This window comes from Sphingomonas sp. GM_Shp_1 (assembly GCF_026540895.1).
Classification (GTDB): domain Bacteria; phylum Pseudomonadota; class Alphaproteobacteria; order Sphingomonadales; family Sphingomonadaceae; genus Sphingomonas.
In genome coordinates this window covers 1-22,100 of record NZ_JALNUR010000037.1, presented here as the reverse complement: position 1 = coordinate 22,100, position 22,100 = coordinate 1, and the positions used below count along the sequence as shown (strand labels likewise).

Below are 22,100 nucleotides of genomic sequence, written 5' to 3'. Positions count from 1 at the left end.
GTTGGCACGTTGGTTGTCGGGATTATGCGGCTCTCCCCGATATGCCAACACGTTGACTCACGAGGAACCGCCGATTCAACGGGATTCGGATTCATCGCCCCCATAACTCACAGGCTGTGGAAAAGAATCGGACCTGTGGGATTCATTGTGAACGAATCATCGCTTATCCACCGCCGAACCGCCGCTTGGCCGGTCGGCGAAGTTACGCTACCGATTCGCGTCATGTTATCCACAGAGTCATTAGCCCGGCCATGACGACGCGGCTTCACCTGCACCTGCTGTCCGATTCCACCGGCGAGACGCTGGAGAACATCGCCAAGGCGGCGCTGGCCCAATATGACGATGTGGAAACCGTCCGGCACTTCTGGCCGATGGTCCGGACCGAGAGCCATTTGGAGCGCATCCTTCAGGAGATCGCGCAGAATCCGGGGCTGGTCATCTATACCCTGGTCAACCCGACGACGCGGCGCGTGCTGGAGAGCCGCTGCCATGCGCTGGGCCTGCCCACCGTCGCGCCGCTCGATCCGGTCAATGCCGCGCTGTCGGGGTTGCTGGGTGTCGCGGCCAAGATGCGCCCCGGTCGCCAGCATGTCCTCGACGCGGCCTATTTCGCCCGTGTCGATGCGATCCAGTTCACCATCGCGCATGACGACGGCATCGCCTGGGAGGAATGGGAGGAGGCCGATATCGTGCTGGCGGGGGTCAGCCGTTCGTCCAAGACCCCGACCTCCATCTATCTCGCCAATCGCGGCTACAAGACCGCCAACATCCCGATCGTGGTCGAAAGCCCCCCGCCCCCCTTCCTGTTCACCCTGAAAAAGCCGCTGGTCGTGGGGCTGACCACCAGCGCCGACCGGCTGATCGCGATCCGGCGCAACCGGCTGCTCTCGCTCAACCAGGCGCCCGACACCGATTATGTCGAGCAGGAGGCGGTGAACCGCGAGTTGACCTTCGCCCGGCGGATGTTCGCCGACAATGACTGGCCGGTGATCGACGTCACCCGCCGCTCGATCGAGGAGACGGCGGCGGCGATCATCTCCCTCGTGAATCAAAGAAAGACCGACGCATGATCATCCTCGCCTCGCAAAGCGCCTCGCGCCGGGCGATGCTCGACGCGGCCGGTGTCGCTTATGAAGCGCTGCCCGCCCGGGTGGACGAAGCGGGGGTCAAGGCGGCGATGGCGGGTGCGTCGCCGCGCGACCTGTCCGATGCGCTGGCCGAAATGAAGGCGGTCAAGGTTTCCGCCAATGCCGGACCGGTGCCGGTCTTGGGGTCGGATTCGATCGTGGCGCTGGCCGACGGCACGCTGCTCGACAAGCCCGAGAGTCGCGAACAGGCCGCCGAGCATCTTACCCGGATGAGCGGCGGCAGCCACGAACTCTGGAGCGCCGCCGTCATCGCCGAGCATGGCCGTCCCGTCTGGCGCCATGTCGAGCGGGCTAAGCTTCACGTCCGTCCTCTCTGCCCCGCCTTCATCGACTCCTATCTGGATCGGGAATGGCCCGAGATCGCCGGGTGCGTCGGCTGTTTCCGGATCGAGGGGCCGGGGGTGCAGCTCTTCTCGCGGATCGAGGGGAGCCACTTCACCATCCTCGGCATGCCGCTCCTCCCCGTGCTGGGCTATCTGCGCGAACGTGGCTGGATGCCTGCCTGATGACCGGACCCTATGCTGAAGTCATCGGCGACCCCATCAGCCATTCCAAGTCGCCCCTCATTCAGAAATTCTGGCTCAGGGCGCTGGGGATCGACGCCGATTACCGCGCCACCCATGTCACCCCCGACGCACTCCCCGCCTATTTCGCCGAGCGGAAGGACGATCCGAACTGGCGCGGCTGCAACATCACCGTGCCGCACAAGGTCGCGGCGCTGGCGCATGTCGAGGATCATGAGGGTGTTCGCGCCGCGATCGGGGCGATCAACACCGTGATCCGCGCCGACCATGGCGTGCTGGTCGGTACCAACACCGATGCGGCCGGGTTCGCCGCGCCGCTGAGCGGGTTCGATCTGGCGGGCAAGCCGGTGACGGTGATCGGGGCAGGGGGCGCAGCGCGCGCGGTGCTGTTCGCGCTGACCGGAATCGGGGTCGGGCCGGTGACGTTGCTCAACCGGAATGTGGAGAAGGGTGCAGCGCTGCTTTCCTCGTTCGGGCTCGACGGACAGGCCCTGCCGCTGGACGGCGCCGTTCCGCCCTCCGCCCTGCTGGTCAATACGACCAGCCTGGGGATGACCGGCCAGCCGTCGCTCGACCTCGACCTGTCGGCGCTGCCGGAGCATGCGGTGGTCTATGACATCGTCTATGCGCCGCTGGAAACCAGCTTGCTGGCGGCGGCGCGGGCGAGGGGGCTGGCCACGATCGACGGGCTGGAGATGCTGATCGGCCAGGCGGCGGTGGCGTTCGCCTTGTTCTTCGGGGCGGAGGCGCCGCGTGACCGAGACGCGGAATTGCGCAGAATCCTGCTCGGATGATCGTCCTGGGGCTCACCGGCTCGATCGGCATGGGCAAATCGACCGTCGCGCAGATGTTTCGCGACGAGGGCGTGCCGGTGTTCGATGCTGATGCCTGTGTCCACCGCTTGCAGGGGCCCGGTGGAAAACTGGTCCCCGCGATCGAATCGGCCTTTCCCGGCACCACCGGACCCGATGGGGTGAATCGCGCGGCGCTGGGGCAGGCGGTGCTGGGCGACGATTCCGCGATGCGCCGCCTCGAGGGAATCGTCCACCCCGCCGTCCAGGCCGAGCGCGCCGCCTTTCTGGCCGCCCATGCGGATGCTCCGTTGGTGGTGGTCGACATACCGCTACTGTTCGAAACGGGCGGAGATAAGACTGTGGATAAGGTGTTGGTCGTATCGGCAGAACGCGCCGTGCAAGAGGCACGGGTGTTGGCAAGACCGAACATGAATTCGGCCAAGTTTCAGGCCATTATCGCGCGCCAGATGCCCGATGCGGAGAAGCGGGCGCGCGCCGATCACGTCATCGCGACCGACATTCCGCTCGCCGAAACCCGCGCACAGGTTCGGCGGCTGATCGCTTGCATGAGCGCATCGGAAGGCCGATAGTCGGTCCATGAGAGAGATCGTTTTCGACACCGAAACGACCGGGTTCAAATTTTCGGAAGGTGACCGGCTGGTCGAAATCGGCTGTGTCGAACTGGTCAACCGGGTCGAGACCGGTCGCACCTATCACGCCTATTTCAATCCCGAACGGTCGATGCCCGCCGAGGCACAGGCGGTCCATGGCCTGTCCGACGCCTTTCTGAAGGACAAGCCGGTCTTTGCCGAGGGCGTGGCCGAGTTTCTGGACTTTATCGGCGATGCGCCGCTGATCGCGCACAACGCGACCTTCGACTTCGGCTTCATCAATGGCGAGCTGGGCGCGCTGGGCTTTCCGCCGGTCGATGAAAAGACGCGGATGATCGACACGCTGGCGATCGCGCGCAGCAAGCATCCGGGCGCCAAGCATACGCTCGACGCGCTGTGCTCGCGCTATGGCATCGACCGGTCGCACCGCGTGCTGCACGGTGCGCTGCTCGACGCGCAGCTGCTGGCGCAGGTCTATGTCGAGTTGATGGGCGGGCGGCAGATCGGTCTGGGCCTGCTCGCCGAGACGGTGGGGGAGGCCGGGCCAGCGATCGTCGCCCGCACGCCCGCCAAAGTCCGTCCGCCGCGCGTCTTCCGCCCCCATGCGGCGGAACTTGCCGCTCATGCTGCGTTTCTAAAGGGGATCACCGATCCGATTTGGGGGGCCGAGGCGTCCGGTTGACGCCACGGGACAGGCCAAAAGGACCGTCCCACTCGTGTAGTTTGAGGAGAAGACGATGGATATCCGGATTTCTGGTCATCAGGTCGAAACGGGCGACGCGCTGCGGACCCATGTGACGGACCGTCTTCAGGGTATCGCCGAGAAATATTTCGCCCGCGCCATGTCGTCCGAGGTGACGTTCGGCAAGGGGCCCCACGATGTCGGGTTCAAGTGCGATATCGTCATGCACGTGACCCGTGGCCTGGTCATGAAGGGTCGCCACGATGCGCAGGACGCGCACTTGTCCTTCGACGGGGCGGCGGCCAAGATCGAGAAGCAGCTTCGTCGCTATTCGCGCCGCCTGAAGGACCGCAATGCGGGCCAGGCGATCGAACTGGCCGAGGCCGGGGCCTATGATGCGGGCTATACCCTGTTCGCCGAGCAGGTCGACGAGGACGAGGCGGGCGATGCACCCCTGATCATCGCCGAAACCCGCGTCGATATTCCCGATGCCAGCGTGTCCGACGCGGTCATGATGCTCGACCTGCGCAATACAGCCGCTCTGTTGTTCAAGAATTCGGGCACGGGATCGTATAATATGGTCTATCGTCGGGGCGACGGAACCATCGGCTGGGTCGAACCGCAAAGGGCCAATCCGGCGGGATAACCCCTATCGTTCTTCCGCGCGGGCCGCTAATAGGCGGGCCGCGCGGGGGCACCGGATAGAAGCATGAACGATTTCAGTGATCTGTTGCGCCATGAAACGGTGCTGGCGGGTGTATCCGCCTCCAACAAGAAGCTCTTGTTCCAAACCCTGGCGACCGCGGCCGCCGATGCGGCGGGGCAGGATGCCAAGCTGTTGGCCGATGTGCTGACCGAGCGCGAGAAGCTGGGTTCGACCGGCTTCGGCGGCGGGGTCGCGATCCCGCATGGCAAGGTCGCGGGACTGGACCAGATCGTCGGCGTCTTCGCGCGTCTGGCGCAGCCGGTCGATTTCCAGGCGGTGGACGACATGCCGGTCGACCTGGTCTTCGCGATGTTTTCCCCTGCGGACGCGGGCTCGGCGCATCTCAAGGCGCTGGCGCGGGTGTCGCGGCGGCTGCGCGACAAGGGCTTCGTCGCCAAGCTGCGCGGGGCGGGATCGCCCGACGCGATCTGGGCGCTGCTGACCCAGGACGAGGCGCGTGACGCCGCGGCCTGAGGGCGAGGCGGCGCATTTTCGGGCGCTGGAGACCCTCTATACCGAGGCTCCGATCAACCGCCTGTTTGTCTCCACCCTGGAAATCCCGGAGCCCGGCGTCGCGCGTATCCGCTTCATGGTGGACGAGCGCTATTATCATGCGGCAGGCGCGGCGCATGGCACGAGCTATTTCAAGATGCTCGACGATGCCGCCTTCTATGCCTGCAACAGCCTGGTCACCGACCGCTTCCTGCTGACGACGCAGTTCAACCTGTTGCTGACCCGTCCGATCAAGGCGGGCGAGGTGATGGCGGAGGGTCGCTGGGTCAGCGGGCGGCGGCGGGTCTTCGTCGCCGATGCGCGGCTGATCGACGCCAGCGGGGAAGAGGTGGCGCGCGGCACCGGCACCTTCATGCGCTCGCAGATCGCGCTGGCGGGACTGCCCGGCTATCGGACGGCCTGAGCCGATGGACGGCCGCCTGCCGACCGGGATGCTGGTCACGGCGCTTCTCCGCCGGATGAACGACAGCGGCGGCATGGGCATGGTGCTGGCCAAGGGCGATGCACAGGCCGGGGGCATATTGGTGATCGCCATCGACCCCGACCGGACCGAGCGGGTGCTGGAGCGGGGGATCGGCCCCGATGGACGCATCGCGCTGATCGATTCCACTCCGCGCGAGGACGTGGCAGGCTATTGGCGGCGACGGCGATCGCGCGATCCCGACCTGTGGGTCGTGGAACTGGATGGCGCTGCGGCGGAACGGTTCACCGCTGAAACGATCCTGAACGATTGACGAACGGGGCCACATCGGCCACGAGCGCCCGGTCTTAAGTTCGCGTTGTGCCGCGCTGGGTGCGATCCGGTCGGTTACGCAGTCGGGGGGAAGCCCGGACGAGCGCCCATGGGGCATATGCTCGGGTCCGTGATCCAACCGCATGTCTGTTTGAGTGAATGACGGTTTTCAAACGAGTCGCGGCATCGGCGGCCATGGCTCTTTCCCTGGCGGGTCTTCTCGCCACCAGCACCCCCAGCCTGGCCAATGTGGCCGCCAATGCTGCGGGCGGTGCTGCACCAGTCACGACGATGGCTGTTTCCGGGATCAACGCGGCGGATCTGCCGATGGTTCCCATGAGCGCCCGGGCCACCATGTCCCCGCTCCCCAATTTTTCCGAAGTTTCCGAAGCGGATACGGATGAAGACGGCGATTTCGAGTCGCTCGCCGAAGCCGTTGCGGCCCAGGACGACATGGCGTCGAGCGAAGAGCTCCGCTGCCTCGCCGGTGCCATCTATTTCGAATCGCAGGGCGAACCGCTGAGCGGCCAGCTGGCCGTGGCGCAGGTGATCCTGAACCGCACCAAGTCGGGCCGTTTCCCCACCGGCGTCTGCGAAGTCATCAAGCAGCGCGGTCAGTTCAGCTTCGTGCGCCACGGTGAAATCCCGTCGGTCAGCCCGTCGCGCAGCGCCTATCGCACCGCCGTCGCGGTGGCGAAGGTCGCCCTGGCCCAGGCCTGGGACAGCACCGCCGGCAAGGCGCTGTACTTCAACACCCCCGGCAATCGCCCGGGCGTGCGCGTGCAGAAGGTCGCCGCGATCGGCAATCACATCTTCTATCGTTGACAATCCAGCCCCGCTCCGGGGCTTTGCTTTGTTCGTCAAATGTTCTAAGCGGGCGGTATGTTGGACATGCCGCCCGCTTCGTGTGTCGAGGACCCCGACTCACCGCTTTGTGCCGCCGATGTCGCGCGGGGCGTCACCCGGATGCTGCTCCGCCACGACCTGATCGCCATTCCCGAAGTGTCGCTGGACGGCGGCCGCCGTGCCGACCTGATGGCGCTGGACGCGCGGGGCGGGGTGGTGGTGGTCGAGATCAAGGTGTCGCGTGCCGATATGCTGGGCGACGGGAAATGGCCCGATTATCTCGCGCATTGCGACCGCTTCTACTGGGCCGTGCCCGCCGGGTTCGACTGGTCCCCCCTGGAAAGCGCCGCTTTCCTGCCCGAGCGGACCGGGATCATCGTCGCCGACCGCTATGACGCCGCCATCGTGCGGGAAGCGCATAGCGTGCCCTTGCCCGCGCATATCCGGAAGAAGGCGACGCTCAACTTCGCGCGGCGCGCGGGGCGACGGATGATCGGGTTGACCGATCCCGATGCGGGGATGTGATTGAGGCTGGGGGATTCCCTTGGCCTTCGACTTCGCTCAGGCTGAACGGCTGTTGGGTATTTGTATCGTACCAAGACCCGTTCAGCCTGAGCGAAGTCGAAGGCCAAGCCCAACCATCACCGCGTCAGGATCAACGTCACGATCGACCGGGGCGGCGCCACCTCGCCCCTGACCGGCACCGCCTTATGCGAGGCATCCGTCACGATCATCTCCCGGGTCCATTCGCCCGGCACCGCGACGCTCAACGGCCGGGGGGACAGCCCCGGATTGACATGGACCAGCACCAATCGCCGCCCATCCGGTGACAATGCGCCCACCGTGTCCATGTCATCCACCGGCACCAGCCGGTCGCCGGGCCGGATATAGCGGCTGAACTGCGCCATCGCCCAATATTTGCCGGTGACGTGGATGGCATGCGGCCGCTCGGGGGCGCCCATCAGGTCGGCCTTGATGATCCCCCAGTTGGAGCCCTTCTCGCCCTTGCGGGTGCTGAGATCCTCGACCGCCTGCCAGAAGACCCAGGCGGCGGGTTCCAGCCGCTTGAGATCGCCGATGACATGCTCGGCAAAGGCCAGCGGCGTCGCCATGCCGGTGAAATCCTCGGGATCGCGCGACAGCGGCGTGTCGTTCTCGCTCATCCACAGCCTTATGCCCGAGGCGCGGGCGATATCGCGTACGGCGGTCTGGTGGACGGTGCCATAGCTGTGCACGTTGAGTTGCCCGATCGCCGCGCGGGTGGCGGCGGGATAGGCCGCCCAATCCTCGACGAATAGATTGGACGCGGTCTCGTCCGGCGCGGCGATGACGGTGGACAGCCCCTTGGCCTTCAGCGCGGCGGCGGTGGCGTCGATCATTTGCGCCTGGCGGGCGGGCGACCAGTGTGCGCCTTCCTGCGTATTGGCGGCGAACCAGTAATCGGTGTTGGGTTCGTTGACCGGCGACAGGGTGCGGAAGCGCAGCCTGTGCCGCCGCTGCAACTCGTCGGTGACGCGCACCAGATAGGTGGCGAAGGCCTGTTCCTGGCCGGGGCGCAGATTGTCGTCGGTGCCCTTCTCCGCACCGGACACCCGCCCGCTGACCGTCATGAACCAGGGCGGCGAGTTGGAAAAGGCTTCGAAGATCGGCTGCTTCACCCGCGCGGTGATCGCGTCCAGCCACCAGCGCTGGTTGGCATCCTGCGCCCAGTCCCACATGGCGGGGTTCTCGGCGCGCCACCAGTCCTTGCCCGTCGCCCCCGCCGGTTGCCGCCAGAAGCCCGGCACCGCCCGCCCGACCTTCATATAAGGCGGGGTATCCGCCGCATTGCCGCCGCCGATATTATAGCGCGCGATGGTCCATCCCAGCCCGTCGGGACCATAGAAGAGGTCGGCCAGCCGCGTCCGCTCCGCCTCCGGCCAGCCGCCGGTAACATGCGCGAACCAGGCGAGTGCGGTGCCCCAGCCCTCGAACACCGTCGATGGCCGATCGATCGCCGGGCGCAGGGTCACGGGAACGGGGCGATCGGCGACGGGCTTCGCCTGCGCAGCGGCATTGCTCGCCACGGTCGCACCGCAAAGGAGCGCGAACGAGGCCATGGCGGCGCGACCGACACGGCGCAACCTTGCGTTCTTCATCGTATTGCTCCCGCCCCGATGGTTTTTCAAACGTCCGACTATAGTCGCAATGCCGTCATGCCCGTCAATCCGCGTGAAAAGGAGTATTCCCGATCCGGCGACAGCGCCTTTTCGCTTGTAGGGCAGGGAAACCGTCCATAAAAATCAGACAATATATGGCGAATGTCCGGCAGGACGGCATGGCCGACAGAAAAAAGGGGAGTGCTATGAAATGGCGTTTGGCGGCCGGAGTGGCCGTGATGGCTTTGACCGGCCCGGTGGCGGCGCAGAGCGGACCGCAGGTCGCCCCCGTCCAGGTCGATCCCAACCGTCCCGATTGGGAGAATCCCGCCGTCAACGCGCGCGGTACGCGCCCCGCCACGGCCACCGCCTTCCCCTATGAAAGCCGCGAACTCGCTCTGGCGGGCGATCGGAGCAAGTCCAGCCGGTTCCTCAGCCTCGACGGCGCATGGTCCTTCGCCTTCTCCCCCTCGGTCGACGCCGCGCCCAAGGGGTTCGAGCGGCCCGATTACGACGTGTCGGGATGGAAGAGCATCAAGGTCCCCGCCATGTGGCAGGCCGAGGGCTATGGCCAGCCCAAGTACAACAACATCACCTATCCCTTCCCGGCGAACCGACCGCTGGTGCCGCATGACGATAACGAGACGGGATCGTACCGCCGCGACTTCGACCTGCCCCAGGGCTGGAGCGGCCAGGACGTGATCCTTCAGATCGGCGCGGCGGGTTCGGCCTATCGGGTGTGGATCAACGGGCAGGAGGTCGGCTATTCCGAAGACTCCAAGCTGCCGACCGAATATGACGTCACCCGCTTCGTGAAGCCGGGGCGCAATGTCGTGGCGATCCGCGTCCATCGCTGGTCGGACGGCAGCTATCTGGAGGATCAGGATTTCTGGCGCGTGTCGGGGATCGAGCGTTCGGTCTTCCTGCGCGCGGTGCCGAAAGCGCGGATCGACGATCTGTTCGTCCATGCCGGGCTGGACGAGGCCTATCGCGACGGAACGCTGTCGACCGAACTGACCCTGCCCGCGCTGCCCCAGGCGATGACCGCGCGGATGACGCTGCTCGACGGGGATCGGTTGGTGGTGACGCGTGAAGTGCGGGTCGCCAAGGGCGCGACCTCGGCCAGGCTGGAGGCGGGGGTACCCGGCGTGCGGGCCTGGTCGGCGGAGACGCCCAACCTCTACACGCTGCTGGTCGAACTGGTGGATGCGAGTGGACAGGTCGTACAGGCCACGCCGCAGCGGATCGGCTTCCGCACCGTCGAGATCAAGGACGGGCAGGTCATGGTCAATGGCCGCCGCATCGTCATTCGCGGCGTCAACCGGCACGAGCATGACCCGGTCACCTTCCACGTCATCTCCGAAGAGTCGATGCGCCGCGACCTGGAGTTGATGAAGCGCAACAACTTCAACGCGATCCGGACCTCGCACTATCCCAACGACCCGCGTTTCCTGTCGCTGGTGGACGAGTACGGCTTCTACCTGATGGACGAGGCCAATATCGAGAGCCACGCCTATATGGAGGCCGGCAACCGCCATGGCGACGAGCGGGCGAAGTATCAGATCGGCTTCGACCCCGCCTGGGAAAGCGCGCATGTCTCCCGCGTGATGAACATGGTCGAGCGGGACAAGAACCATCCCTCGATCATCTTCTGGTCGCTGGGCAACGAGGCGGGGATCGGTCCCAATTTCGAGAAGGCGGCGGCGGCGATCCGGCGACGCGACCCGGCGCGGCTGGTGTCCTATCTCGGCTGGGGCACGCTCGACTGGAGCCACCAGCCCAATAGCTTCGTCGATATCTACGCGCCCATGTATGACGATATCGAGAAGATGGTCGACTGGGCCGAGGACCCGAGCCACACGCAACCGATGATCCAGTGCGAATATGCCCATATGCAGGGCAATTCGGGCGGCAATTTCAAGGATTATTGGGACACCATCTACGCCCATCGCAAATTGCAGGGCGGCTTCATCTGGGACTGGGTCGACCAGTCCATGTACCGCTATACCAAGGACGGGCGGCGATATTGGGGTGACGGTGGCGAGTATGGCCCCAATCCGGGTGGCGATATCGAGTTCGGCGACGGGCTGAACCAGCCCGACCGCACCCCCAATCCGCAACTTTACGAAGTGCAGAAGGTCCAGTCGCCGATCCAGTTCGAGGGGTTCGATCCCGCCACGGGGCGGATCAACATTCGCAACCGCCACGACTTCATCGACCTGTCGGGCTTCGACTTCGACTGGGTGGTCGAGGAGAATGGCGTGCCCGTCGCGACCGGCACCCTGCCCGCACTGACCACCGCCGCCGGACAGGTGCAGACGGTGGCGCTCGCCCCGCAATTCGCGAGGCAGCCGGGTGCGGAGTATTTCCTGACCGTCCGTGCGCGGGCCAAGAACGGCACGATCCGCGCGGTGCCGGCGGGCTATGTCGTCGGCTGGGAACAGTTCGCACTGGGTGAGGCACCGGTCATGGCCCCGGCCAAGGCGGGGCGGGTCGCGGTAGCGGACACGGCCGACCGAGTCAGCCTGTCGGCTGGGCGCGCAACCTTGGTCATCGATCGCAAGACCGGCTTGATCGAACGGTACAGCGTGGACGGCAAGCTGCTCGCCAAGGGGGGACAGCCCAATTTCGTCCGGGCCGAGACCGATAACGACACCGCCAACGGCACGGTCGCGCAGCAAGGCGCCTGGTTCGCGATGAACGGTGCGCCGAAACTCCGCACCGTCACCGTCGACCGGGCGCAGGGGCTGGTGACCGTCGATCACGACTATGGCGCGGGCGCGGCGCGTTTCGTCACCCGCTATCGGATGGCGGGCGACGGCGCGGTGGATGTCGAGGGGCAGTTCACGCCGCTCAAGGCCGACCTGCCGCCGCCGGTCCGTATCGGCCTGTGGTACACCATGCCGACCAATGTGAAGACGGTCGAATGGTATGGCCGGGGTCCGCATGAAAGCTATGTCGATCGCAAGACTTCGGCTGCGATCGGGCTGTGGCGCGGGGCGATCGCCGAGCAGAATCACGATTACATGCGACCGCAGGATACCGGCAACAAGCTGGACGTGCGCTGGATGGAGCTGTCGGGCGCGGGCAACGGCCTGCGTGTGCGAGCGGACAAGCCGTTGATGATGCAGGCGCTCGCCTTTCCCTATGGCGATCTCTACCGCCGCGCGCCGGGCACGTGGAAGTCGACCGACATCGTGCCGCATGGCGAGACGACGCTGATCGTCGATGCCGCACAATGGGGCGTCGGCGGCGACACGACCTGGAGCCATGTCGGCCAGCCGCACATGAAGTACCGGACGAAGCTGGAGCCCACCCGCATCGCCTTCCGGCTGGAGCCGTTCGCGGGCGAGGGGACCACGCCCGACAAAGCGAAGCCCGCCCGCGCGACCGAACCGCAATAGGGCTGTTCTTTACTCGGACAATAAGCCATCATGCCGTTTCAGGCAGAGGAGAGACCATGAAAAGGGCAACGAAATTCCTGTTCGCGGCGGCGGCGGCCACGCTGTTCGCGGGCACCGCGACGGCGCAGGAGGCACCCGCGACCGGCGGCGATACGGTGGCGGTGCATGCCGACCGTCCCGGCGCGACCTATGACCGCCATATCTTCGGCCAGTTCGCCGAGCATCTGGGCACCGGCATCTATCCGGGCATCTGGGTGGGCAAGGGCAGCAAGATCCCCAACATCAACGGCTATCGCCGCGACGTGATCGACGCGCTGAAGGCGATTCGCGTCCCCGTGATCCGCTGGCCGGGCGGTTGCTTCGCCGACGAATATCACTGGCGCGAGGGCGTAGGGCCCCAGGCCAAGCGGCTGACCAAGGTCAACACCAACTGGGGCGGCGTGACCGAGGACAACAGCTTCGGCACCAACGAGTTCATGAACTATACCGAACTGGTCGGGGCGGAAGCCTATGTCTCGGGCAATGTCGGCTCGTCCGCGCCGTCGGAAATGGCCGAGTGGGTCGAATATATGACCTTCCCGTCCAAATCGACCTATGCCGAGGAGCGCCGCAAGAACGGTCGCGACAAACCGTGGAAGCTCGCCATGTTCGGCATCGGCAACGAGCTGTGGGGTTGTGGCGGCAATATGCGCCCGGAATATGCGGCGGACGTGACCCGGCGCTATTCGACCTTCCTGAAGGTCCCCGCCGGCGAAAAGCTGATGAAGATCGCCAGCGGCGCGAACAGCGACGATTATAACTGGACCGAGGTGATGATGCGCGACGCGGGCTCCGCGTTCGACGGCATCGGCGTCCATTACTACACCATCCCCGGTACCTGGGAGAAGAAGGGCCCGGCGACCGGTTTCGACGAGGAAAGCTGGGCGCGGACCCTCTCCAAGACGCTGAAGATGGAAGAGCTGCTCACCAAGCACTCGGCGATCATGGACAAGTACGATCCCAAGAAGCGGGTCGCGCTGCTGGTCGACGAATGGGGCACTTGGTATGATGTCGAACCGGGCACCAATCCGGGCTTCCTGTACCAGCAGAACAGCCTGCGCGACGCGATGGTCACCAGCCTGAACCTCGACATCTTCGCCCGCCATGCCGACCGCGTGCGCGGTGCCAATATCGCGCAGATGATCAACGTGCTCCAGGCGATGATCCTGGTCGACGGATCGCGCATGGTGAAGACGCCGACCTATTGGGTGTTCGACATGTACAAGGACTATCAGGACGGCACCGTCCTGCCGGTCGATGTCCAGTCGCGCTGGTACAATAAGGACCAGTGGGTGATGAAGGCGGTCAGCGCTTCGGCCGTCCGTGACAAGGCGGGCGTCGTCCATGTCGGACTGACCAATGTCGATCCCAACCAGCCCGCGACCGTGACCGTCAAGCTGGACGGCCTCAATGCCGCGCAGGTGTCGGGTCGTATCCTGACCGGAGCGACGATGGACGCGCACAACACGTTCGACGCACCGGCCCAGGTCGCGCCGCAGCCGTTCAGCGGCGCGACGCTGTCGGGTGGCATGTTGAGCGTGCAGATCCCGGCCAAGTCGGTCGTGATGCTGGACCTGCGCTGATGCGGTCCCGCGCCGGAGCGCTGCTCGCCGCCGTCCTGTTAAGTGGGGCGGCGGGGTCCGCTGCGCCCCGGCGCGACATGGCATGGAACAGTCCGGGGGCGGGCAATCCCCTGCTCCCGGGCTATTTCGCCGACCCCTCCATCGTGCGCGACGGGGGGCGTTGGTATATCTTCGCCACGGTCGATCCCTGGGGCGACGATCGTCTGGGGTTGTGGACCTCGGACAATGGCCGCGACTGGACATTCTCGCAGCCAAACTGGCCGACCAAGCAGGCGGCGACCAGCCCGACCTCGGGCGATGCCAAGGTCTGGGCCCCCTCGGTGGTCAAGGCCGCCAATGGCCGCTGGTATATGTATGTCTCGGTCGGCAGCGAGGTGTGGGTCGGCTCCGCGCCTTCTCCGGCAGGGCCATGGGCCGATGCCAATGGCGGCAAGCCGCTGATCGCGCGCGACTTCGCTCCCCAGTATCACATGATCGATGCCGAGGCGTTCATCGACACCGACGGCCAGGCCTATCTCTATTGGGGATCGGGGCTGAACTGGGTCAACGGTCATTGCTTCGTCGTGAAGCTGAAGCCTGACATGGTCCATTTCGACGGCGAGCCGAAGGACGTGACCCCCGCCCATTATTTCGAAGGCCCCTTCATGGTGAAGGAAAAGGGGCGTTACCTGCTGACCTATAGCGACGGCAACACGACCAAGGACACCTACAAGGTGCGCTACGCGGTCGGCTCCTCGCCGATGGGGCCGTTCACCGAGGCGGCGAACAGTCCGATTCTGGAAACCGACGCGAAGAAGCAGATCATCAGCCCCGGTCATCATGCGATCTTCGCCGACAGGGGGCGGTCCTACATCCTCTATCACCGACAGGCGCTGCCCTTCGTGATGGGGGGCGACCGGGTGTTGCGGCAGGTGGCGATCGATCCGCTGACCGTGAAGGTGGACGGGACGCTGGAGAAGGTGGTGCCTAGCCATGATCCCGTGATCCCGGCCTTCGCGGCGTATCGGACGCGGGGACTGCGCTGGACGGGAAAGGGGGCGGATGCGCTGGCGGCGGACGACAATTACGCCACCGCTTGGCGACCCGAGGCGGGGCAGGCGCCGATGCTGACCGCCGATCTGGGGGCGGTGCGGATGGTGCGGGAGAGTCAAGTGCGTCCGGCCTTTGTGATCCAGCCACAGGATGTGCGGATCGAGGCGTCGGTGGATGGCAAGAGCTGGCGTCAGGTGGCGGCGAAGACGGGGGTGAGCGGCTCGCCCATCACCCTGCGCCATCCGGGCAAGGCTCGGTGGTTGCGGATGACGGTCGCGGCGAAGGAGCCTGCGATCCTGGAATGGTCGATCTTCTGACGCCTTAAGCCCCTCCTGCGGGACGGGAGTTTCAGGTCGGTCATGCCCCCGGCATGACCTAAATGATGCGGGGGCATCATTTACCTGAAACTGGGTTTGGGGAGGGGGCCTGCCGCAGGCGTTAGTCTCGGTGAGACTCCGTGCCCTCCCCCATCCCCTCCCGCTTGCGGGAGGGGCGTGCCTGGAGTGAGCGTCCCGCCCCCAACCTCCGTTCAGCCTGAGCGAAGTCGAAGGCCAAGGGTGGAACCTCTCCTCACACCCCCTTCGGCAACGCGAACGCCATCGTATAATCCCCATAGCGCGTCCCTAGCGCTCCATGCCCCCCGGCGGTGATGACGACATATTGCCGTCCATCCCGCCCGCGATAGGTCATCGGCGTTGCTTGCGCGCCCGCCGGCAACCGCGCGCGCCACAGCACCCGGCCGGTCTTCAAGTCATAGGCCCGCAGATACTGGTCGGTCGTCGCCCCGATGAACACCAGGCCCGACGCGGTGATGATCGAGCCGCCCAGATTGGGCACGCCCGTCTTGATCGGCACGCCCAGATGGCTGCCGAACAGCCCGGTGTCGCGCGCAGTGCCCAGCACCTTCTTCCACACCACCTGCCGGGTGTTGAGATCGACGGCGGTCAGATGCCCCCAGGGCGGGGCGTTGCACGGTGCGCCGAACACGCCGATCCAGGCCGCGACCACCGCGACATAGGGGGTGTTATACTGGGTCTGGAGATTGGGCTCGCGCGCATTCTCGCCGCCCTTCTTCTTTTCCATATATTTCTTCACGCGCGGATCATCGCGGCGCATCAGCCAGATCTTGAACGGCATCTCCATCGTGTTGACGGTAAAGACCTGCCGTACCGGATCGAGCGCCGCGCCGCCCCAGTCCGTGACGCCGTCGAACGCCGGATGGCCGATGATCGGCTTCAACCCCGTCGGCTGATAGATGCCGGTCCCCTGCGCACGGCGGATATCGATCCGGCAGAAGAGCTGGTCGATCGGCGTCGCGCCCCAGGTCGACTTCTCGGTCGGCGCGGGCGGGGTGAAGGAAGGCAGGCCGACCGACCAGGGCTGGGTCGGGGAAACCTTGACCCCCGGCGTCGCGCCGTCCTGTCGCGCGGGCCGCTCGACGATAGGCGTGATCGGCGCACCGGTCAGGCGGTTGAGGAAATAGACCTGGCCCATCTTGGTCGTCTGGATCAGGGCCGGAATGGTCTGTCCGTTCGGCGCGCGATAGTCGAACAGCGACGGGCCGATGGGGATGTCCATGTCCCACATGTCGCGGTGGACGAGCTGGCGGACCCAGCGCAGCTTGCCGGTCGCGATCTCCAGCGCGACGATCGCGGTGCCGAACCGGTCGTCGAAGGGCCGCCGCCAGCCGATCCAGTAATCGGGCGAAGCATTGCCGGTGCCCAGATAGACCAGCCCATTGGCCGGATCGGCGGTCATCGCGCCCCAGACATTGGGCGTGCCGCGCGTATAGGTTTCCCCGGCAGGCAGCGGCGGAATCGCATCCTGCGACCGGCCGACATCCCAGGCCCAGACTCCTGCGCCGCTGATCGGATCATAGGCGCGCACCACGCCGCTGGGGATGTTGCGGTTGACGTTGTCGACGATCCGCTCCCCCACGATCAAACGACCGTTCGCGACCACCGGGGGCGAGGTGCTGATCTGGTCGGCGGGGCCCGATACGCCCATGTTCCGGCGCAGGTCGATCCCGCCATTGGTCCCGAAACCGGGGCAGGGTTTCCCCGTATCGGCATCCAGCGCCATCATCCGCGCGTCGAAGGTCGGCGCGAAGATGCGGCGGGGGCAGGGGGTGCCGGCCGGTGCCTGATAAAAGGCGACGCCGCGACAGACGAGATAGGAATTGCCCTGGCGGCTGACCTGATCCTTCCAACTCCACTTGGTGCGCCCGGTCGTCGCGTCGATCGCCTGCACGATCGAATGCGGGGTGCAGGTATACAGCGTGTCGCCGATCTGGATCGGCGTCGCTTCCGAATGATATTCGCGGCGATGCTCGACCGATTCCGCCCGGTCGGGCAGGTCGCCGGTCCGCTGCGTCCAGGCAAGTTCCAGCTTGCCGACATTCTCCGGCGTGATCTGCGACAACGCCGAATAGCGCTGGCCCGACAGGGTGCCGCCATAATCGGTCCAGTCGCCCACCGGCGCCTGTGCGGCGATCGGCAGTCCGGGGGGCGCGGGGTCCTGCGCCTCGACCGGGCGGGTCTTCAGAACGGGCACGGCGAACAGCAGCGCGACCATCCCCAAAGCGGCGGGCATCGCCCGCGTCCGCGCCCGGGGCGAACGCATCGCATGCCCGATCCAGGGAAGGGCGACCAGCACCAGCAGAACGGTCGGCGCGACCACGCGTGGCACGAGCTGAAGCCAGTCCAGCCCCACCTCCCACACCGCCCAGACCAGGGTGACGACCCAGATCGCGACATAGAGCCACCGCCCGCGCGGATCCCCCCGCCCGATCAGCGCGCCCGACAGGATCATCGCCAGGCCGGTCAGCCCATAATAAGGCGAGCCGCCCAGCAGCGCGAGATAGCCCCCCGCCACGGCGAAAAACCCGCCCAGCAGGGCCAGCGCCCAGCCCAGAATCCTTGCAAAGGCGCGACCCAACATGGGCTATCCCCGATGGTTGTGACAAAACATTGCTGAGGGGTGAACGCAGCAGCTTCGTCTTTGTTCGCGAAGGCGCTTGATCTGCGGCAATTTTCCGGGCGAAGTCCCGCCGTTGCGCTGGAAAAGGATGAAGGCCGTCATGGCGACATCGCCCTCTTGGCCGCTCGATGGGCCGCTTTCGCCCTGGCTGACGCCTTGGATTGCGCCCGACGGCTGGGTGCATCGCCGCTATGATCGCCCGCGCGAAGAGGGCACGGCGCGGCGCGGGCGGTTGCTGTTCCAGACGGGGCGCGCCGACATGGTCGAGAAATATGGCGATGCGATCGACCATTTCCGGGCCCAGGGCTGGGACGTCACGGCCTTCGACTGGCGCGGGCAGGGGGGATCGGGGCGGCTGGCGAGCGATGACACCGGCCATATCGATCGCTTCGACCGGCTGACCGACGATCTGGCCGCTTTCCATGCCGATTGGGTGGAGGAAGCGGAGGGGCCGCATGTCGTGCTCGGCCATTCCATGGGTGGGTTCGTCACCCTCTCGGCACTGGCGGCGCGGCGGATCGCGCCCGATGCGGCGGTGCTGGTCGCGCCGATGCTCGCGCTGCGTTCACCTATCGGGCAATGGGCGGGCACGATGTTCGCCCGGTGGCAGGTCGGGCGGGGCGACCCACGCCGTCCCGCCTGGCAAAGGCTGGAGACCGAGGCGGCCTCCACCGCGCGCCAGAAAAGGCTAACCCATGACGTCGCGCGCTTCGCCGATCAGCAGGCGTTCCGGCGGCGCTGGCCGGAGCTGTGCCTGGGCTCGCCGAGCTGGCACTGGGTGGCGGAGGCGTTTCGTGCGACCGCGGCGCTTCGCGACGATCCGGGGCTGCGGCGGATCGAGACGCCGGTGCTGATGCTGGTGGCGCTCGCCGACCGGCTGGTCGATGCGCGCGCCGCCGGACGGGTGGCGGCGCAACTGCCCCGGGGGGAACTGGTCGCCTTCGGACGGGGCTGCGCGCACGAGATATTGCGGGAGGCGGAGCCGATGCGGGGCAATGCCTTCGCCGCGATCGACGCTTTCCTCGCGCGGCGGGTCAAGCCGAGCGACTGACGGGGCGCGTCACCGCTCGCCGCAGCGCACCGGACCGCCGCCCGCACCCGTGATCCGGCATTTGGGCGTCCCCGCCACGGTCACGCGACCCAGCCCGTTATTGGCGATGGTCGCGGTGTAGCGCGCCCGCGCGTCGACCTCTCCTGCACCGTCGAGCATGACCAGCAGATCGCCCGCCTCCAGTCCGCCCGCCATGATCGCGGCGGGACCGTTGGCGGAGAGCCGCGCCTTGCCGACCCGCCCGCTGCCGATCGCCAGCTTGGCGGGGCCGAGCAAGGTCGCGCTCAACTGCTCGCCATCCGCCCGGTCGATCCGTACATCGCCCGCGCCGTTGATGTTGAGGGACAGGGCGGTGCCGCGCATCGCCTGCGCCGTCACCTGCGCGCCGCCGATGACGGTGATCGTTGACAGCGGCGGCGCGGCGATAGTCAGGGTGACGGGGCCGCTGGGCCCACGCGCCATGGCCATGCCGTCGCTGGTCCGCCGCACCACCAGGGTCGTGCCGCTGATCCGCGCTTCGACCGGGCGAAGCGCCTCGGCATCGCCCGTCAACATGCCGCGTGGCGAGGGCGCGGTGGTCAGGGCGACGATGAACGGCCCCTCGACCCGCAGCGCGTCGAAGCTGCTCAGATCGACCCGCCGATCCGCGGCCTGTGCGACGCTGGGGAGGAGCAAGGCGGCGGCGAGGAAAGCGCGGGGGAACATGGCGGCGATCCTCGCACCGTCGTTGGAGCAGGACAAGCCAGGGCGGAATCGAACGATGGGATGCTAAGGGCTGATCGACATTCAAGCGGAAGGGTCATCGTTCCTCCCCTGTAAGGGGAGGGGGACCATGCGAAGCATGGTGGAGGGGTGTAGCCCGCCGTGAGCTTGGCCGAACTCACCAACGGGGACACCCCTCCGTCAGGCCTTCGGCCTGCCACCTCCCCTTCCAGGGGAGAAATAGAGTGAATGTCGATCGGCCCTAGGTCGCCGCCCCTCCCGGGATCACCGCCGCCCGCAGCGGGCACTGCCGGAGCCCATCTTCCTGACGGTGCAGGTCGATTGCGGGCCCAGATCGGCGCTGCCCGATCCCATCAGGCTGACCTTGGCCGCGCCGTTCACCCGTGCGACGACGTCGCCCGATCCGGCGATCGAGACATTGGCCTGTTTCGCCTGCAACCCGGCCCCGCGCACATCGCCCGACCCGGCGACGGAGACCTTCAGCATGTCGGCCACGCCGCTGGGCGTGATCGTCCCCGATCCCGCGACGCCCAGATCGGCGGTGCCGACCCGCATCGCGCCGATCACCAGATCGCCCGATCCCGCAATCCCGGCATGGAAGCTGGGCCCCTCGACCCGGTCGACCGTCATCCGGCCCGATCCGGCCACCCCCACGTCGGTCAGGCGCGGCAGCGTGACGAAGATGCGCGCGCCCTTGCCGCCGCCCCAATGCACACCCTTTTTCCGCCCGACGCGCAGCGTGTCGCCGTCGCGCTCGATGCGCAGCTGGTCCAGGACGTCGGACGGTCCTTCGGCACGGACCGAGAAGCCGCCGCCCACCCGGACCTCCACCGGATCGCTGCCGCGCAGGTCGATGCCGGTGAAATCGCGCACGGCATAGCTGCGGGTGGTGCCCGATCCTTGTGCCGGCACATCCTGCCCCTCATCGTCGGACCAGCTATAGCTGCACGCCGCCGTAGGGATCGCCAGCGCCAGCAGCGCGATCAGGGGCAGTCGAAATGCGGGTCCGGCCATGCGATCCTCCTGTTGTGTATTGCTATTACAATACACATCCGATGGGGAGGCATGCAAATGAAAAGGGCCAAATGAAAAAGGGCGGCCCCGGATGGAGCCGCCCCTTTTCGGTTCGGTCGAGACCGCAGCCGATCAGGCCGCGGGCTTTTCCTTGTTATAGATAGCGGCCGCGGCGCGCAGGATCTCGAGGATCTTCTCCTGGGCGCGGGGCTCGTCCACCTCTTCCATCGCGGCGAGTTCGCGGGCGAGGCGGCTGGTCGCCGCTTCGAAGATCTGCCGCTCGGAATAGCTCTGCTCGGGCTGGTCGTCGGCGCGGAACAGGTCGCGGACCACTTCGGCGATCGACACCAGGTCGCCCGAGTTGATCTTCGCTTCATATTCCTGGGCACGGCGCGACCACATGGTGCGCTTGACCTTGGGCTTGCCCTTCAGCGTTTCCATCGCCTCGCGCATGGTCTTGTCCGAGGACAGCTTGCGCATGCCGACCGACTCGGCCTTGTTGGTGGGAACGCGGAGCGTCATGCGCTCCTTTTCGAAGCGCAGCACGTAGAGTTCGAGCTGCATCCCTGCGATTTCCTGCTTTTGCAGCTCGATAACGCGGCCCACGCCATGCTTGGGATACACGACATAGTCACCGACGTCGAAGTGGAGCGCCTTGGCAGCCATTGGGGGCCTTTCCGGATCAAAGGCCTTCGCACGAGCGCCGGACGAGCGGAAATGGGTCCACTGTTCTCATCGGCCTCGGGAAGGAAGGGTCGAACATAGCAAGGCGGGCCTTCGCGAAAACAGCTAGGCCCGTCGCGGAACCATATAGCATGGTCGCAACAAAATTACCAGCATGTCCCGCAACCAGGCCCGGCCACGTGTCGAGAGCGGCCCTGCCGTAGCGTCGTCGGCGCGATCAGGGGCCCCCGATCAGAGGCCGAAGTCAGTCGCCCTTACCGGGCGCCGGGCTGAAGAACTGCTCATATTTGTTCTCCACGCCCTTCATCGCATCGGCGTCGGGCGGGGTCTGGTCCAGCTTGCGCGTGACATTGGGCCACTGCGCCGAGAAGGTGGTGTTCAGCTCCAGCCACTGTTCCAGCCCGCTTTCGGTGTCGGGCAGGATCGCCTCGGCCGGGCATTCCGGCTCGCACACGCCGCAGTCGATGCACTCGGACGGGTTGATGACGAGCATATTCTCGCCCTCATAGAAGCAGTCGACGGGACACACCTCGACACAGTCCATATACTTGCAACGAATGCAGGCATCGGTGACGACGTAGGTCATGACAACTCCCAAGGTACGAACGCGTGCTGCTATGCCGCGTGAGTCGATCCGTCAACGCTTGAAACCGGGGAAGTGACCAGATCGCAATAGCAGGCGCGCCCTTCGGCGGGCGGGCCGCGCCGGACGGGCAGCGATTCGACGCGCAGCACGCGGACCTGGCCATGATGCGCGAAGGTCAGGATGCTGCCGATCCGCACCGGCGCATGAGCCCGGTCGATCGCGCGCCCGTCCATCCGGAAATGGCCGTCGCACGCCATCGCCTGTGCCATCTCCCGCGACTTGGCGATCCGCGCCCACCAAAGGAAACGGT

Annotated in this window: 22 protein-coding genes; 15 read left to right on the top strand and 7 right to left on the bottom strand. The window is 66.3% G+C overall.

Going from position 1 to position 22,100, the window contains the following annotated elements:
• The first annotated feature begins 251 nt into the window (after positions 1-251).
• The 11 genes from OXQ33_RS14985 to OXQ33_RS14935 all read left to right on the top strand — a co-directional run bounded on the left by OXQ33_RS14985 (position 252) and on the right by OXQ33_RS14935 (position 7,082).
• Positions 252-1,070, top strand: a complete 819-nt coding sequence (locus OXQ33_RS14985) for a pyruvate, water dikinase regulatory protein (protein WP_267435493.1) — start codon at positions 252-254, stop codon at positions 1,068-1,070.
• Positions 1,067-1,654 carry a nucleoside triphosphate pyrophosphatase gene (locus OXQ33_RS14980; protein WP_267435492.1) on the top strand — a complete coding sequence of 196 codons (588 nt, stop codon included), beginning with the start codon at positions 1,067-1,069 and terminating at the stop codon, positions 1,652-1,654. The genes OXQ33_RS14985 and OXQ33_RS14980 overlap by 4 nt, the downstream gene beginning before the upstream one ends.
• Positions 1,654-2,466: a shikimate dehydrogenase gene (aroE, locus tag OXQ33_RS14975; protein WP_267435491.1), complete on the top strand. Its 813-nt coding sequence runs from the start codon at positions 1,654-1,656 to the stop codon at positions 2,464-2,466. Before OXQ33_RS14980 ends, aroE begins: the two co-directional genes overlap by 1 nt.
• Positions 2,463-3,056, top strand: coding sequence for a dephospho-CoA kinase (gene coaE, locus OXQ33_RS14970; protein WP_267435490.1), 594 nt, complete (start codon positions 2,463-2,465; stop codon positions 3,054-3,056). Before aroE ends, coaE begins: the two co-directional genes overlap by 4 nt.
• 7 nt (positions 3,057-3,063) lie before the next feature.
• Positions 3,064-3,759 (top strand): DNA polymerase III subunit epsilon, encoded by a 696-nt coding sequence (gene dnaQ, locus OXQ33_RS14965; RefSeq protein WP_267435489.1) that lies wholly within the window; start codon positions 3,064-3,066, stop codon positions 3,757-3,759.
• Positions 3,760-3,814: 55 nt separating this feature from the next.
• A complete protein-coding gene (gene raiA, locus OXQ33_RS14960) occupies positions 3,815-4,405 on the top strand; it encodes a ribosome-associated translation inhibitor RaiA (protein WP_267435488.1) in 591 nt (196 codons plus the stop codon).
• Between the two features lie 63 nt (positions 4,406-4,468).
• Positions 4,469-4,939: a PTS sugar transporter subunit IIA gene (locus tag OXQ33_RS14955; protein WP_267435487.1), complete on the top strand. Its 471-nt coding sequence runs from the start codon at positions 4,469-4,471 to the stop codon at positions 4,937-4,939.
• Positions 4,923-5,381: a PaaI family thioesterase gene (locus OXQ33_RS14950; RefSeq protein WP_267435486.1), complete on the top strand. Its 459-nt coding sequence runs from the start codon at positions 4,923-4,925 to the stop codon at positions 5,379-5,381. Before OXQ33_RS14955 ends, OXQ33_RS14950 begins: the two co-directional genes overlap by 17 nt.
• A gap of 4 nt (positions 5,382-5,385) precedes the next feature.
• On the top strand, positions 5,386-5,712 hold the full coding sequence (locus OXQ33_RS14945) for a DUF1491 family protein (RefSeq protein ID WP_267435485.1): 327 nt from the start codon (positions 5,386-5,388) through the stop codon (positions 5,710-5,712).
• A gap of 194 nt (positions 5,713-5,906) precedes the next feature.
• Complete coding sequence (locus OXQ33_RS14940; protein WP_267435484.1) at positions 5,907-6,536, top strand: cell wall hydrolase; 630 nt, start codon at positions 5,907-5,909, stop codon at positions 6,534-6,536.
• A gap of 57 nt (positions 6,537-6,593) precedes the next feature.
• A complete protein-coding gene (locus tag OXQ33_RS14935) occupies positions 6,594-7,082 on the top strand; it encodes an MmcB family DNA repair protein (RefSeq protein WP_267435483.1) in 489 nt (162 codons plus the stop codon).
• Between the two features lie 116 nt (positions 7,083-7,198).
• Here the strand turns inward: OXQ33_RS14935 and OXQ33_RS14930 are convergent, their stop codons facing one another.
• A complete protein-coding gene (locus tag OXQ33_RS14930) occupies positions 7,199-8,695 on the bottom strand; it encodes a glycoside hydrolase (protein WP_267435482.1) in 1,497 nt (498 codons plus the stop codon).
• A gap of 206 nt (positions 8,696-8,901) precedes the next feature.
• Between OXQ33_RS14930 and OXQ33_RS14925 the strand changes: the two genes are divergently transcribed.
• From OXQ33_RS14925 to OXQ33_RS14915, 3 genes are read left to right on the top strand one after another with little or no spacing between them, the layout of a single operon-like run.
• Positions 8,902-12,099: a glycoside hydrolase family 2 TIM barrel-domain containing protein gene (locus OXQ33_RS14925; protein WP_267435481.1), complete on the top strand. Its 3,198-nt coding sequence runs from the start codon at positions 8,902-8,904 to the stop codon at positions 12,097-12,099.
• 56 nt (positions 12,100-12,155) lie between these two features.
• A complete protein-coding gene (locus OXQ33_RS14920; protein ID WP_267435480.1) occupies positions 12,156-13,721 on the top strand; it encodes an alpha-L-arabinofuranosidase C-terminal domain-containing protein in 1,566 nt (521 codons plus the stop codon).
• Entirely contained in the window at positions 13,721-15,070 is a 1,350-nt protein-coding gene (locus tag OXQ33_RS14915) for a family 43 glycosylhydrolase (RefSeq protein ID WP_267435479.1), read from the top strand. The genes OXQ33_RS14920 and OXQ33_RS14915 overlap by 1 nt, the downstream gene beginning before the upstream one ends.
• 253 nt (positions 15,071-15,323) lie before the next feature.
• Here the strand turns inward: OXQ33_RS14915 and OXQ33_RS14910 are convergent, their stop codons facing one another.
• A complete protein-coding gene (locus OXQ33_RS14910) occupies positions 15,324-17,693 on the bottom strand; it encodes a membrane-bound PQQ-dependent dehydrogenase, glucose/quinate/shikimate family (RefSeq protein WP_267435478.1) in 2,370 nt (789 codons plus the stop codon).
• Between the two features lie 139 nt (positions 17,694-17,832).
• On the opposite strand from OXQ33_RS14910, the gene OXQ33_RS14905 reads away from it, so the two are divergent.
• Positions 17,833-18,783, top strand: coding sequence for an alpha/beta hydrolase (locus OXQ33_RS14905; RefSeq protein ID WP_267435477.1), 951 nt, complete (start codon positions 17,833-17,835; stop codon positions 18,781-18,783).
• A 9-nt stretch (positions 18,784-18,792) separates the two neighbouring features.
• Here OXQ33_RS14905 and OXQ33_RS14900 read toward each other — a convergent pair whose 3' ends face one another.
• The 5 genes from OXQ33_RS14900 to OXQ33_RS14880 form a co-directional block, all read right to left on the bottom strand.
• The gene (locus tag OXQ33_RS14900; RefSeq protein WP_267435476.1) at positions 18,793-19,488 is read right to left on the bottom strand and encodes a DUF2807 domain-containing protein; all 696 of its coding nucleotides are present in this window, start codon (positions 19,486-19,488) and stop codon (positions 18,793-18,795) included.
• Between the two features lie 282 nt (positions 19,489-19,770).
• Entirely contained in the window at positions 19,771-20,520 is a 750-nt protein-coding gene (locus tag OXQ33_RS14895; protein ID WP_267435475.1) for a head GIN domain-containing protein, read from the bottom strand.
• Between the two features lie 132 nt (positions 20,521-20,652).
• Entirely contained in the window at positions 20,653-21,186 is a 534-nt protein-coding gene (locus OXQ33_RS14890) for a CarD family transcriptional regulator (protein WP_042486954.1), read from the bottom strand.
• Between the two features lie 262 nt (positions 21,187-21,448).
• Positions 21,449-21,790 (bottom strand): ferredoxin FdxA, encoded by a 342-nt coding sequence (gene fdxA / locus OXQ33_RS14885; protein ID WP_267435474.1) that lies wholly within the window; start codon positions 21,788-21,790, stop codon positions 21,449-21,451.
• A 29-nt stretch (positions 21,791-21,819) separates the two neighbouring features.
• A partial coding sequence (locus tag OXQ33_RS14880; protein WP_267435473.1) for an RNA-binding S4 domain-containing protein occupies positions 21,820-22,100 on the bottom strand: 281 nt, incomplete at its 5' end.